Source organism: Streptomyces sp. NPDC029139, assembly GCF_055564335.1.
Genome location: NZ_JBVHWN010000011.1, coordinates 233,920 through 247,326, shown reverse-complemented (window position 1 = coordinate 247,326; position 13,407 = coordinate 233,920). Strand labels below are relative to the sequence as shown.

The following is a 13,407-nucleotide window of genomic DNA, read 5'->3' as shown; positions in this document are numbered from 1 at the left end:
CAGACCCGGCCACCGCAGCGACCGCGATTCCACGGAGGAACACCATGGCAACCGCACTCACCGCAGAGACGGAGTTCGACCTCGACCTGGACCTGGAGGTCGTGATCCAGGAGTCGCCCGCGATGGAGGCCAAGTCCTTCACGGGCACCGGCACGTGTCTCTCCTGCCCGGTCACCTCCTGGCACTGCTGATCCGCTGACCGGGCGCCGGGCGGCACGGCCTGTCAGGGCCGCGCCGCCCGGCGCGCTCATGCCGACCATCAGGCAGTCGCCACCACGCACGACAGAACGGACCGGGGACGGACACGTGACGGACAGCGACATCTTCGACGCCGCCGATACGGTGCTGCTGCGCGCGGCCGCCCGGCCCCTGCCGCCGGCACCCGACGCGCTCACCGGCGCGCCCGGCCTCCCTCCTCTCGGCTCCGAGGCCGCGCTGCGGGCCGGGATCGGGCGGCTCGCCGCGGACCCCGCCTTCCTGGCGGCCGTCCGGCTGGCCAGCCCGAGCCTCGCCGACGAGGTCGACAAGGTACGGGCGGGCGCCCCGCTCAAGCGCAAGCGGCTGCACCGGACGCTCGTCTCGCTGACCAAGTACCACCTTCGGACGACGTACCGGCCCACCCCCTTCGGCCTCTTCGCGGGCGTGGCCCTCGCCGGGACGGGTCCGGCACCCGTACGGCAGGTCGGCGGCGCGCACCGGAGTGTGAGCCGGCCCGACGCGGCCTGGCTGCACGGCGTCCTCGCGGCCGACGTCGTCACCACGCCCGGCCTGCGGGAACGCGCCGCCCTGACCGCCAACCCGCTGCGTACCGTCCGGGACGGCCGCCTGGTCCTGGTCGACCACCACGACCCCACCGGGAAGCGGCAGCTGGCGCACTCGGTACGACTGAGCGCGGTCGTCGCCCACGTCCTGGAGCGGGCCGCGGAACCGGTCTCCTGGACCGACCTCGTCAAGGCGCTGACCGACCGGTTCCCGCAGGCGCCGTCCACGACCGTCGAGCGGACCGTGGAGCAACTGGTCGCGAACGGTTTCCTGCTGAGCGACCTGGTGCCGCCGCCCGACCACACCGCCCCGCTCGACCACGTCCTCGATCGGCTGGCCGGCACCGACCACCCCGTCACCCGTGCCCTCACCGAGATCCGGACCGGTCTGGCCACCCTGGACGCCGCACCGCCCGACGCCCGTGGCCGGGAACTCGCCGAGGTCACCGCCCGGATGCGCGCGCTGCGCGAGGCCGAGGACGTGATCCAGTCCGATCTGCGGCTCGACGCGCGCCTCGTCCTGCCGGCCGAGGTCGCCCGCGAGGCGGAGCGGGCCGCGGGCGCCCTGTGGCGGACGACCGCCGCGCGGCCCGGGATGCCGCACCTGCGCGCGTACCACGTGGACTTTCTGGAGCGGTACGGCACCGACCGGTCCGTACCGCTGCTCGAACTCCTCGACGAGGCACGGGGCCTCGGCCTCCCCGAGACCTACCGCACACCCGGGAGCGAGGACGGCGCGCCGTCCGAGCCGTCGGCGGCGGACCGGCGCCGCGACCGGCTCCTCGGGGAGCTGGTGCTCGGCGCCCGACCGGACACCGGCGTGACCCCGGGCACGGGCGTCGGCGAGGTCGTCCTCGACGAGGCGACCCTGGGCGCCCTCACCGCCGCGGCCGGCGAAACGTCCGAGGCGTCCCCGGGACTCGGCTCCCGCACCGCCCGCCGGGTGCCCCCGTCCCTCGAACTGGGCGCCGAGATCGTCGCCGACAGCTGGGAAGCGCTGTGCGCCGGGGACTTCGAGCTGGTCCTCGGCGCGAACCCGGGCTCGCCCCGGGCCGGTGCCACCTTCGGCCGCTTCACACCGCTCCTGGGCGGCGACACCGGGCCGGTCGGCGCGGTCGTCGCCCGCGCCGAGGAGGCGGCCTCGGCGGCGGCGCCCGGGGAACTGACGGCCGCGGTGGCCTACCGCCCCCGGGTGGCGCGCTCCGCGAACGTGGCCACCGTGCCGCAGTGGCTCCCGCACCGGATCCCGCTCGGCGTCCCGCGGGCCGCCCGCGCCGACGTCACCGACCTGCGCCCCGAGGAACTCGCCGTCCACGCCGACCTGGACGGGCTGCGGCTCGTGCACGCACCGACCGGCCGGCCGGTGCGCCCGGTGTCGTACTCGATGCTCAACCCCGCCAGCGGCCACCTTCCGTACGTGGCACGCTTCCTGCTCGACCTCGGCTACGAGGGCCAGGACTGGTGCACCCCCTGGAACTGGGGCTCCTGGGCCTCCGCGCCCGCCCTGCCCCGGGTCCGTCTGGGCCGCACGGTCCTCGCCCCCGCCCGCTGGCTCCCGGACCGGGCGCTGCGGGAGCGCGCCGCGGAGACCGACGGCGCCGACCCGGGCTGGCGCGACGCGGTCGCAGCCTGGCGGCGGCGCCTGCACGTGCCCCGCCACACACTGCTCACCCGGGTGGACAACCGGGTGACGGTCGACCTCGACGATCCGCTCCATCTGCTGGTCCTGCACGACGAGGTGAAGCGGCCCCAGGGCCTGGTGATCACCGAGTGGTACGGCGGCCCGGACGGTGCCGGCTGGTTCGCCGCCGCCGACGGCCCGCACACCTGCGAACTCGTCCTCCCCCTCTTCGCCCGGCGCACCCCCGCCCCGCCCCCCACCGGGCGACCCACCGCGTCGAAGGCGAGGCCGGTGGCCGGGGCCGGTACACCGGACCGGGCACGGTGGGCCGCCCTCCCCGGGGGCGACTGGCTGTACGCCAAGCTGTACGTCCCCGACTCCCTCCACCAGCAGGTCCTCGCCCGGCACCTGGGCCGCCTCGTCGACTCCCCGGCGGTGCGCGCCGCCGGCGTCGACAGCTGGTTCTTCCTGCGGTACGCCGACCCCGACCCGCATCTGCGGCTGCGTTTCCACGGCAAGCCGGAAGGGCTGTGGCCGGTGCTGCTGCCCGCCGTACGGGAGTGGTCCGAGGAACTGCGGGACGCGGGGCTCACCGACCGGCTGGTCCTCGACACGTACGATCCCGAGGTCGAGCGGTACGGCGGTCCGGCCGCCCTCGGCCACGCCGAGCGGGTCTTCCACACCGACAGCGCCGTCGTCCTTGGCCAGCTCGCCGCGCCGGCCGACCCCGCCCTGCCGCCCGTCACACGGGCGGCGCTCGGGATCCTCGACCTCCTCACCGGGCTCGGCACCCCGCAGGAGGTCCTCGGCTGGCTCGACGACGCCCGGTTCCTCGCCCGCCGCTCCGAGGTGGCCCGCGCCACGAAGGAGACGGTCGCCGACCGGTACGACGGACGCCTCCCGGGCGGTTCCCGGTCGGCCTGGACGCCCGGACCCGACGCCGCCCTGGAAGCGCGCGGCGCCGCTCTCACCGGGCTGCGCGAGGCTCTCGCCGCCGACCCGGAGGCCGGGCCCGGGGGAGCCGGAGACCGGCGGCCCCCGGTCGCGATGAGCCTCGCCCACATGCACTGCAACAGACTCCTCGGTCCCCGACGCGAGGAGGAGATCCTCGCCCATGTGACGGCCCGTGAGGGCCTCGCCCTCGGTCTCAGCAGGAAGAGGCACGGCCGATGACCCTCGTCGCCGACACCCGTGCCGCGGCGCTGGACACGGCCTACGCCGTCGCGGAGCGGCTCCGTGACCCGGCGCGGGTCGCCCGGATCACGGCGGCCGCCTTCGCCGAGGTGCCCGCCGAGCTGATGCTGCCCGGCTGGCAGCCGGCGTCCGTGCTCCTCGGCCACCCCGGTGTCGCTCTGCTGCACACGGACTGCGCACGCGACGACGACCAGTGGTCCGAGGTGGCCCACGCCCATCTGGCCGCCGCCGTCTCCGCGGCCCCGCAGGCGGGACCGGCGGCGGTCGGCAACCTCGTCCTGCCCGCCCTGCTGCGCGCCGGGGACACCGGCGGATACGCCCGGCTGCTCGACCGGAGCACCGGTCTGCTCGCCGACCACACCCGGGCCCGCGTCGCCGCGCTCCGCGAGCGTCGCGCCGCGGGGCTCTCGTACCTGGACTACGACGTCGTCGCGGGCCTCACGGGCCAGGGCCGGGTGCTCCTGGCGGCGGCCGGCCGGGGCGACGAACGGGCGGCGGACGCGCTGAGAAGCGTCCTCACCCTTTTGATCGAGCTCACCGAGCCACGGCGGATCGACGGCGTGGACGTCCCCGGCTGGTGGTGCGCGCCGGACCGCTACGCGGTGCCCCGGGACCGGGCCGCCTACCCGCGCGGCGACTTCAACGTGGGCGCCGCCCACGGCGTCTGCGGCCCGCTCGCGCTGCTGTCTCTGGCGCACCGGGCGGGCCACCGGCCGCCCGGCACCCTGGACGCGGTCCGCCGGATCACCGACTGGCTGCATGGCCACGCGTACGCCGACGGGCGTGGCGGCGTGTCGTGGCCCGGCCGGGTCGCCTTCGACGAGGAGACCGGCGCCGCGCCGGCGACGGCCGCCCCCACGACCGCGCGGCCGGGCTGGTGCTACGGAACCTCCGGCATCGCGGGCGCCCTCCACCTGGCGGCTACGGAACTCGCCGACGACGCGATGTCACGGCTGGCCGCCGACGCCCTCTCGGCACTCCTGAACCGGCCGGTCGCCGAACTCGGCGGTGACGACCCGGGCTTCTGCCACGGTCTCGCCGGGGTCCTGCACTCCGGGGTCCGGCTGGCGGCACGCACGGGCGACCCCGGACTGTGGCACGCCGCCGACCGCCTGGCCGCGGCGCTGATCTCCCGCTACGACGCCGGCTCCGCCTTCGGCTACCGCCAGGTCGTCCGCACCTCCGCCGGCCCGGTGCCGCTGGAGAGTCCCGCCCTCATCGACGGCGCGGCGGGCGTGGCCCTGGCCCTCCTCACGTACGCGAAGACCCGCGGTGCCGGCGGCGGCGCGGGCCGGCAGGACCCGCCGCACACGGCCTGGGACGCGGTCTTCCTGACCGTGTGACCCCAGGACGTCCTCCACGAACAGGAACGAACGACATGACGGAGACACCCCCCTGGCCGGTCGGTCGGACGGCCCCGCACCGGTCGCGGCACGCATGGCGCGCACGCCACTCGCGGCACGCCCGGCACTCGCGAGATGTACGGCAGGTACGGGACGGACGGGACGTACGGGCATGAGCGGAGGACGCGGCCGCCTGCTGGCCATCAGCGACCTGCACGTCGCCTACCGGGAGAACCGGACCATCGTCGAGGGGCTGCGACCCAGCTCGGACGACGACTGGCTGCTCGTCGCGGGCGACGTCGGCGAGCTGTCCGAGGACATCGAGTGGGCGCTGACCCTGCTGCGCCGACGGTTCGCGCAGGTCGTCTGGGCACCGGGCAACCACGAGCTGTGGACCCCGCGCGAGGATCCGCTGCGCCTGCGCGGTCGGGAACGGTACGAGCATCTCGTCGCCCTCTGCCGCCGTCTCGGTGTCCTCACGCCCGAGGACCCGTACGCGGTGTGGGACGGACCCGGCGGTCCGGTCACCGTGGCGCCGCTCTTCGTGCTGTACGACTACTCGTTCCGGGTGCCCGGCGCCACCACCAAGGAGCGGTCCCTCGCCCTCGCCGAGGAGAACGGCGTCCTGTGCACGGACGAGTTCTTCCTGCATCCCGATCCGTACCCGAGCCGCGAGGCGTGGTGCGAGGCCAGGGTCGCCCTCAGCGAGGAGCGTCTCGCGGCCCGCGACCCGGACCTGCCGACCGTGCTCGTCAACCACTACCCGCTCGTCCGTGAACCGACGCGGATCCTGCGGCACCCCGACTTCGCGCAGTGGTGCGGAACGGTACGGACCGCGGACTGGCACCGCCGCTTCCGGGCCCGCGCGGTCGTCTACGGCCATCTGCACATCCCCCGTACGACCTGGCACGACGGGGTCCGCTTCGAGGAGGTGTCGGTCGGCTATCCCCGCGAGTGGCGCAGACCCGGCCACCCCCGTACCGGGCTCCGCACGATCCTTCCGGAGCGGAGCCGGTGATCGAACGGCTGCTGCCGGCCGGCGTCGTCGCCGTGGAGGCGTTCGAGGACGTGCCCGAGCCCGGCGACCTGTACCCGGACGAGGCCGCGCTGATCGCGAACGCCGTGGACACCCGGCGCCGCGAATTCACCACGGCCCGCTGGTGCGCCCGGCGGGCGCTGACAGGGCTGGGAGAGCCCGCCGCGCCGATCCTCCCCGGCCGCCACGGCGCACCGGGCTGGCCCACCGGGACCCTCGGCAGCATCACCCACTGCACGGGCTTCCGGGCGGCGGCCGCCGCCCGCACCCCCGCCGTGGCGGCGCTGGGCATCGACGCCGAACCGAACGCACCGGTCCCCGACGGCGTCCTGGAGGCGATCGCCCTCCCGGGCGAGCTGCGGCACGTGCGCGAGCTGCTGCGTGCCGCACCCGAGGTCCGCTGGGACCGGCTGCTGTTCAGCGCGAAGGAGGCGGTGTACAAGACCTGGTACCCCGGGACGGGCCGGCGGCTCGACTTCCAGGACGCCGTACTCGCGTTCGCCCTGTCCTCCGGGCCGGCCCACGACCGGCGCGAGGGCTCCTTCACCGCCCGTGTCCTGCCCGCACAGGCGCCCGCCGGCCGGCTCGAGGGCCGCTGGCTGGCCGAGCGGGGACTCCTGCTGTGCGCGATCACCGTCACCCGGGGGCAGTGGTAGACCTGGTGGGGTGACCGAACAGGATGTAGCGGGATTGCAGCGCAGGCTGGCCGCGTTCGCGGCCGCGCGGGAGTGGCAGCCGTACCACACGCCGAAGAACCTGGCCGCGGCGCTCAGCGTCGAGGCGGCCGAACTGCTGGAGATCTTCCAGTGGTTGACGCCCGACGAGGCGGACCGGGTGATGGACGACCCGGAGCGGGCGCACCGCGTCGAGGACGAGGTCGCGGACGTGCTGGCGTACCTGCTCCAGTTCTGCGGGGTGCTCGGCGTCGATCCGCTCGCCGCGCTCGCGGCGAAGATCGACCGGAACGAGCTCCGTTTCCCACCCGCTCGCCCGCCGGGCCGGTCCACCGGGGCCGATGAGAGGGGTTGACGGACACCCGCCGGTGCAGGATGGAGTCATGGATCTTCGCATCTTCACCGAGCCCCAGCAAGGGGCCGACTACGACACCCTGCTCACTGTCGCCAAGGCCACCGAGGACCTCGGCTTCGACGCCTTCTTCCGCTCGGACCACTACGTCAGCATGGGATCGGGCGACGGCCTGCCCGGACCGACCGACGCGTGGATCACGCTGGCCGGCCTGGCCCGGGAGACCAGCCGTGTCCGTCTCGGCACGCTGATGACCGCCGGCACCTTCCGCCTCCCGGGCGTCCTGGCCATCCAGGTCGCCCAGGTCGACCAGATGTCCGGCGGCCGGGTCGAACTCGGACTGGGCGCGGGCTGGTTCGAGGAGGAGCACCGGGCGTACGGGATCCCGTTCCCCAAGGAGAAGTTCGGCCGGCTCGAGGAGCAGCTGGCGATCGTCACGGGCCTGTGGGGCACCGAGATCGGCAAGACCTTCTCCCACGAGGGCGAGTTCTACACGCTCGTCGACTCGCCCGCGCTCCCCAAGCCGGCCCAGGACAGGATTCCGGTCCTCATCGGCGGGCACGGCGCGAGCCGGACCCCGCGCCTCGCCGCACGGTACGCCGACGAGTTCAACATCCCGTTCGCCTCGCTGGAGGACAGCGAGCGTCAGTTCGGGCGGGTCAGGGCCGCCGCCGAGGCGGCCGGCCGGCGAGCCGACGAGCTCGTGTACTCCAACGCCCTGGTCGTCTGCGTCGGCAAGGACGACGCCGAGGTGGCCCGGCGCGCGGCGGCCATCGGACGCGAGGTGGAGGAGCTGAAGGCCAACGGCCTGGCCGGCTCGCCCGCCGAGGTCGTGGACAAGATCGGACGGTACGCGGCGATCGGCTCGTCCAGGATCTACCTCCAGGTCCTCGACCTCGACGACCTGGACCACCTGGAGCTGATCTCCGCCCAGGTGCAGTCACAGCTGGGCTGAGAAAGGACCCCGATGGCATCCGCGACACCCGCACGCACCCTCGCCGAGGCGCTCGCCGACGACGTCCTCGTCCTCGACGGCGGACTCTCCAACCAGCTGGAGGCGCAGGGTTGCGACCTGCGCGACGAGCTGTGGTCGGCCCGGCTGCTCGCCGACGGGCCCGAGCAGATCGCGGCGGCGCACACGGCGTACGTGCGGGCGGGTGCCCGGGTGCTGATCACCGCCGGCTACCAGGCCACCTTCGAGGGCTTCGCCCGGCGCGGCATCGGCCGGGCCGAGACGGCGCGACTGCTCGGCCGCAGCGTGGAGCTGGCCCGGGCGGCGGGGGAGGGGGCCGCCGAGCGGGTGTGGATCGCCGGGTCGGTCGGCCCGTACGGGGCGATGCTCGCGGACGGCAGCGAGTACCGCGGCCGGTACGGGCTGAGCGTGAGCGAGCTGGAGCGGTTCCACCGGCCCCGCGTCGAGGCGCTCGCGGCGGCCGGCCCCGATGTGCTGGCCCTGGAGACGGTGCCCGACCTCGACGAGGCGGAGGCGCTGCTCCGGGCCGTCGAGGGGTGCGGGGTGCCGGTCTGGCTGTCGTACACGATCGCCGGGGAGCGCACGCGCGCCGGACAGGGGCTGGCGGAGGCGTTCGCGCTGACGGCGGGCAACGACCAGGTCGTCGCGGTCGGCGTCAACTGCTGCGAGCCGGAGGACGCGGGCCGGGCCGTTCAGATCGCCGCCGGGGCGACGGGGAAGCCGGTGGTCGTCTACCCCAACAGCGGCGAGGAGTGGGACGCCCGGGCCCGGGCGTGGCGCGGGAGCGGATCCTTCGATCCCGCGCGGATGCGGGAGTGGCCCGCGGCCGGGGCCCGGTTGCTCGGCGGCTGCTGCCGTGTGGGCCCCGACCGGATCGCCGCGCTCGCCGCCGAGCTGACCTCCGGGCCCTCCAACCCCAGCACCCCCAACGCCCCCGGCGGTGCCGGGAGGCCGGGGGAGGGCTGAGGAAAATCCCTGGTCGGAGGGGGCCCGGCCGACCATACTCGGACAGGTGTTCCTGACGATCAGTACGACCGGCACCCCCGAGCGTCCCGCGACCGACCTGGGCTTCCTGCTGCACAAGCATCCCGACAACGCGCAGACGTTCTCGACCTCGCACGGCACGGCGCACGTCCTCTACCCCGAGGCGAGCGCCGAGCGGTGCACGGCCGCGCTCCTCCTGGAGGTGGACCCCGTGGCGCTCGTGCGCCGCGGCAAGGGCAAGGGCCGGGGCGGCGCCCCCGACGCCGCGCTCGCGCAGTACGTGAACGACCGGCCCTACGCCGCGTCCTCACTGCTCTCCGTCGCCCTCTCCACGGTCTTCAAGAGCGCCCTGCGCGGGAGCTGCAAGGCGATGCCCGAGCGGGCCGCCACGCCGCTGCCCCTGCGCGTCGAGGTGCCCGCGCTCCCGGCGCGCGGCGGGGCCGAGCTGGTCCGCAAGCTGTTCGGGCCCCTCGGCTGGGACACGGTCGACGCGCAGCCGGTGGAGCTGGACACCGCCTTCCCCGAGTGGGGCGACTCCCGCTACGTGCGGCTCGTCCTCGAAGGGGAGCTGCGGCTCGCCGACGCGCTCAACCAGCTGTACGTCCTGCTTCCGGTCCTCGACGACGCCAAGCACTACTGGGTGGCGCCCGACGAGGTCGACAAGCTGCTGCGCGCCGGTGACGGCTGGCTCGCCGACCACCCCGAGCAGAAGCTCATCACCAGCCGTTACCTGTCCCGCCGTTGGGGCCTGACCCGGGAGGCCATGGAGCGCCTGGAGCTGGTGCGCCTCGCCGAGAGCGACGGGCTGGACGTCGAGGACGTCGACAACGCCGTCGACGAGACGACGGACACCGAGGACAGGCCGGTGCCGCTCGCCGAGCAGCGCCGGGAGGCGATCCTCGCCGCTCTGCGCGCCGCCGAAGCGTCCCGTGTGCTCGACCTGGGCTGCGGACAGGGCCAGTTGGTGCAGGCGCTCCTCAAGGACGTGCGCTTCACCGACATCGTCGGTGTCGACGTGTCCGTGCGCGCCCTCACCGTCGCCGGACGCAGGCTCAAGCTGGAGCGGCTCGGCGAGCGGCAGGCCGGCCGGGTGAAGCTGATCCAGGGCTCGCTCGCCTACACCGACAAGCGGCTCACCGGCTACGACGCGGCCGTCCTGAGTGAGGTCGTCGAGCACGTCGACCTGGAGCGGCTGCCCGCGCTCGAGTACGCCGTGTTCGGCTCGGCCCGCCCCCGGACGGTCCTCGTGACGACGCCGAACGTCGAGTACAACGTCCGCTGGGAGTCCCTCCCGGCCGGGCACGTCCGGCACGGCGACCACCGCTTCGAGTGGACCCGCGAGGAGTTCCGCGCCTGGGCCGCGCGCGTCGGGGAGCAGTACGGATACGGCGCGGAGTTCACGCCCGTAGGCCCGGACGACCCCGAGGTCGGCCCGCCCACCCAGATGGCCGTCTTCACCCTGCACGCCCCGACCCCGAAGGAGGACTCGGCATGACCGACACCACCGGCGCCCCGCGCGCCCGCACGCTGCCCGTCACCGATCTGTCCCTCGTGGTCCTCATCGGGGCGAGCGGCTCCGGCAAGTCCACCTTCGCCCGCCGCCACTTCAAGCCCACCGAGGTGATCTCCTCCGACTTCTGCCGCGGCCTGGTCGCCGACGACGAGAACGACCAGAGCGCGAGCCGCGACGCCTTCGACGTCCTGCACTACATCGCGGGCAAGCGCCTGGAGGCCGGGCGGCTGACCGTCGTCGACGCCACCAACGTGCAGCAGGAGGCCCGGCGTCAGCTCGTCCAGCTGGCCCGCCGGTACGACGTGCTGCCGATCGCGGTCGTCCTCGACCTCCCCGAGGAGGTGTGCCAGGCCCGGAACGCGGCGCGCCCGGACCGGGCGGACCTGCCCCGCCACGTCGTCCAGCGCCACCGCCGCGAGCTGCGCCGCTCGCTGCGCGGTCTGGAGCGCGAGGGCTTCCGCAAGGTGCACGTGCTGCGCAGCGTCGAGGAGGTGGAGGCGGCCGAGGTCGTCCTGGAGAAGCGGTTCAACGACCTGCGTCACCTCACCGGCCCCTTCGACATCATCGGTGACATCCACGGCTGCCGCTCCGAGCTGGAGACCCTGCTCGCCAAGCTCGGCTATGTCGACGGCCACCACCCGGAGGGGCGGACGGCGGTCTTCGTCGGCGACCTCGTCGACCGCGGACCGGACAGCCCGTGCGTGCTGCGCCGCGTGATGTCCATGGTGGCGTCCGGCGACGCGCTCTGCGTGCCCGGGAACCACGAGAACAAGCTCGGCCGCTGGCTCAAGGGCCGCAAGGTCCAGGAGACGCACGGACTCGCCGAGACCATCGAGCAGCTGGGCCGGGAGCCGGAGGAGTTCCGCGCCGAGGTGGGCGCGTTCATCGACGGACTCGTCAGCCACTATGTGCTCGACGAGGGCAGGCTCGTGGTCTGCCACGCCGGTCTGCCGGAGAAGTACCACGGCCGGACCTCCGGCCGGGTGCGCTCGCACGCGCTGTACGGGGACACCACGGGCGAGACCGACGAGTTCGGGCTGCCGGTGCGCTACCCGTGGGCGGAGGAGTACCGCGGCCGGGCCACGGTCGTCTACGGGCACACGCCCGTACCGAACACCTCCTGGGTCAACAACACCATCTGCCTGGACACGGGCGCGGTCTTCGGCGGGAAGATGACCGCGCTGCGCTGGCCGGAGCGCGAACTGGTCGACGTACCGGCGGAGAAGGTCTGGTACGAGCCGGCCCGGCCGCTGGCGACCGCCGCCCCCGGCGGGCACGAGGGACGGCCGCTGGACCTCGCCGACGTGCACGGCCGCCGGATCGTGGAGACGCGGACGATGGGCAACGTCTCCGTACGGGAGGAGAACGCGGCCGCCGCGCTGGAGGTGATGAGCCGGTTCGCGATCGACCCCCGGCTGCTGGCCCATCTGCCGCCGACGATGGCGCCGACCGCCACGTCGAGGGAGGAGGGCTATCTGGAGCACCCGGCCGAGGCGTTCGCGCAGTACGAGAAGGACGGTGTCGAGCGGGTCGTGTGCGAGGAGAAGCACATGGGCTCGCGGGCGATCGCGCTCGTCTGCCGCGACGCGGCGGCGGCCGGCGAACGGTTCGGGGTCGACCCCGCGGCGGGGGTGACCGGCTCGCTGCACACCCGTACCGGCCGGCCCTTCTTCGACGATCCGTCCGTCACCGAGCAGGTACTGGAGCGGCTGCGCGCGGCCGTCACCGCCGCCGGGCTCTGGGACGAGCTCGACACGGACTGGCTGCTGCTCGACGGCGAGCTGATGCCCTGGTCGCTGAAGTCCGTCGGGCTGCTGCGCTCGCAGTACGCGGCGGTCGGCGCGGCCTCCCGGGCGGTCTTCCCCGGCGCGCTCGGCGCACTGGAGCAGGCGGCGGCGCGGGGCGTGAGCGGGGTGGACGCGCTCCTCGACCGGCAGCGTGAGCGGGCGGCGGACGCCGAGGCGTTCACCGAGGCGTACCGCCGGTACTGCTGGCCGACGCAGGGGCTGGAGGGTGTGCGCTTCGCGCCCTTCCAGATCCTCGCCGTTCGGGGCCGCTCGCTGGCGGCCGTGCCGCACGACGAACAGCTCGGGTGGCTCGACCGGATGGTCGAGCACGATCCGACGGGGCTGCTGCGGATCACGCGCCGGCTGGTCGTCGACACGGGCGACGAAGAGTCCGTCCGCGCCGGTGTCAACTGGTGGCTGGAGCTGACGGCGGCGGGCGGCGAGGGCATGGTCGTCAAGCCGCTCGCGGGGCTCGTGCGCGGCGCCGACGGGCGTCTCGTCCAGCCGGGGGTCAAGGTCCGCGGCCGGGAGTACCTGCGGATCATCTACGGCCCCGAGTACACCCGCCCGGAGAACCTGGAGCGCCTGCGCAACCGTTTCCTCGGCCACAAGCGGTCGCTCGCGCTGCGCGAGTACGCGCTGGGCCTGGAGGCGCTCGACCGGCTCGCGGAGGGTGAGCCTCTCTGGCGCGTGCACGAGGCGGTCTTCGCCGTCCTCGCACTGGAGTCGGAGCCGGTGGACCCGCGTCTGTGACAGGTGTCCCGCGGGGGGCGCAGGGGGGTTGGACAGCCGCGTCCCCCTGCGCCCCTGGTGCTCGCTGACGGGCCCCTTCGCCAGCCCCTGGCGTTCTTCGCCCCATGACGTGACAGAGCGTCAGCAAAGTGGCGACATGGGCCACATGAGGTGGGAACGACACATCGGCGAGCGCGGGCGCGGCCCCGCGCCGCCTCGGTTCCGGGGGGCGGGGTGTGTCAGGTGAGTCCTTTCGGCCAGGACCCATCACTTCGCCGGGTTCGTAGGCGCGCGGGCCGCCTCGGCGAGGAGCGTGCGGCGGTCCCGGTCGGGCAGGGCGTGGAGGAAGGGGCGGTCCCCGCCCTCCTCCGGGGGCGACGGCGGTCCCATCGGCTCCGTCATGATCGTCCTGATCGTGGTCATGATCACCGTCATCG

At 74.6% G+C, this 13,407-nt stretch carries 11 protein-coding genes; 10 read left to right on the top strand and 1 reads right to left on the bottom strand.

The window, feature by feature from the left end; all coding sequences use genetic code 11:
* The first annotated feature begins 44 nt into the window (after window positions 1-44).
* The 10 genes from ACZ4VW_RS24215 to ACZ4VW_RS24170 all read left to right on the top strand — a co-directional run bounded on the left by ACZ4VW_RS24215 (window position 45) and on the right by ACZ4VW_RS24170 (window position 12,991).
* Window positions 45-191: a hypothetical protein gene (locus ACZ4VW_RS24215; protein WP_467965718.1), complete on the top strand. Its 147-nt coding sequence runs from the start codon at window positions 45-47 to the stop codon at window positions 189-191.
* A 115-nt stretch (window positions 192-306) separates the two neighbouring features.
* Window positions 307-3,555 (top strand): lantibiotic dehydratase, encoded by a 3,249-nt coding sequence (locus tag ACZ4VW_RS24210; protein WP_467965716.1) that lies wholly within the window; start codon window positions 307-309, stop codon window positions 3,553-3,555.
* Window positions 3,552-4,919, top strand: coding sequence for a lanthionine synthetase C family protein (locus ACZ4VW_RS24205; protein WP_467965715.1), 1,368 nt, complete (start codon window positions 3,552-3,554; stop codon window positions 4,917-4,919). Before ACZ4VW_RS24210 ends, ACZ4VW_RS24205 begins: the two co-directional genes overlap by 4 nt.
* 172 nt (window positions 4,920-5,091) lie before the next feature.
* Window positions 5,092-5,937 (top strand): metallophosphoesterase family protein, encoded by an 846-nt coding sequence (locus ACZ4VW_RS24200; protein WP_467965713.1) that lies wholly within the window; start codon window positions 5,092-5,094, stop codon window positions 5,935-5,937.
* Complete coding sequence (locus tag ACZ4VW_RS24195) at window positions 5,934-6,611, top strand: 4'-phosphopantetheinyl transferase family protein (protein WP_467965711.1); 678 nt, start codon at window positions 5,934-5,936, stop codon at window positions 6,609-6,611. Before ACZ4VW_RS24200 ends, ACZ4VW_RS24195 begins: the two co-directional genes overlap by 4 nt.
* A gap of 10 nt (window positions 6,612-6,621) precedes the next feature.
* Complete coding sequence (locus ACZ4VW_RS24190) at window positions 6,622-6,984, top strand: nucleotide pyrophosphohydrolase (protein ID WP_467965709.1); 363 nt, start codon at window positions 6,622-6,624, stop codon at window positions 6,982-6,984.
* 28 nt (window positions 6,985-7,012) lie between these two features.
* The gene (locus ACZ4VW_RS24185; protein WP_467965707.1) at window positions 7,013-7,936 is read left to right on the top strand and encodes an LLM class F420-dependent oxidoreductase; all 924 of its coding nucleotides are present in this window, start codon (window positions 7,013-7,015) and stop codon (window positions 7,934-7,936) included.
* Window positions 7,937-7,948: 12 nt separating this feature from the next.
* The gene (mmuM, locus tag ACZ4VW_RS24180; RefSeq protein WP_467965705.1) at window positions 7,949-8,920 is read left to right on the top strand and encodes a homocysteine S-methyltransferase; all 972 of its coding nucleotides are present in this window, start codon (window positions 7,949-7,951) and stop codon (window positions 8,918-8,920) included.
* 46 nt (window positions 8,921-8,966) lie between these two features.
* Window positions 8,967-10,433, top strand: a complete 1,467-nt coding sequence (locus ACZ4VW_RS24175) for a 3' terminal RNA ribose 2'-O-methyltransferase Hen1 (RefSeq protein ID WP_467965703.1) — start codon at window positions 8,967-8,969, stop codon at window positions 10,431-10,433.
* On the top strand, window positions 10,430-12,991 hold the full coding sequence (locus ACZ4VW_RS24170) for a polynucleotide kinase-phosphatase (protein WP_467965701.1): 2,562 nt from the start codon (window positions 10,430-10,432) through the stop codon (window positions 12,989-12,991). Before ACZ4VW_RS24175 ends, ACZ4VW_RS24170 begins: the two co-directional genes overlap by 4 nt.
* Before the next feature lie 246 nt (window positions 12,992-13,237).
* On the opposite strand, the gene ACZ4VW_RS24165 is transcribed toward ACZ4VW_RS24170, so the two are convergent.
* Complete coding sequence (locus ACZ4VW_RS24165; RefSeq protein ID WP_467965699.1) at window positions 13,238-13,393, bottom strand: hypothetical protein; 156 nt, start codon at window positions 13,391-13,393, stop codon at window positions 13,238-13,240.
* Window positions 13,394-13,407: the final 14 nt, after the last annotated feature.

What these genes read in the sequence shown, in the direction of transcription:
- ACZ4VW_RS24185 (WP_467965707.1), top strand. Translation starts at nt 7,013, where the DNA reads ATGGATCTTCGCATCTTCACCGAGCCCCAGCAAGGGGCCGACTACGAC.
- mmuM (WP_467965705.1), top strand. Translation starts at nt 7,949, where the DNA reads ATGGCATCCGCGACACCCGCACGCACCCTCGCCGAGGCGCTCGCCGAC.
- ACZ4VW_RS24200 (WP_467965713.1), top strand. Translation starts at nt 5,092, where the DNA reads ATGAGCGGAGGACGCGGCCGCCTGCTGGCCATCAGCGACCTGCACGTC.
- ACZ4VW_RS24170 (WP_467965701.1), top strand. Translation starts at nt 10,430, where the DNA reads ATGACCGACACCACCGGCGCCCCGCGCGCCCGCACGCTGCCCGTCACC.
- ACZ4VW_RS24205 (WP_467965715.1), top strand. Translation starts at nt 3,552, where the DNA reads ATGACCCTCGTCGCCGACACCCGTGCCGCGGCGCTGGACACGGCCTAC.
- ACZ4VW_RS24215 (WP_467965718.1), top strand. Translation starts at nt 45, where the DNA reads ATGGCAACCGCACTCACCGCAGAGACGGAGTTCGACCTCGACCTGGAC.
- ACZ4VW_RS24165 (WP_467965699.1), bottom strand. Translation starts at nt 13,393, where the DNA reads ATGACCACGATCAGGACGATCATGACGGAGCCGATGGGACCGCCGTCG.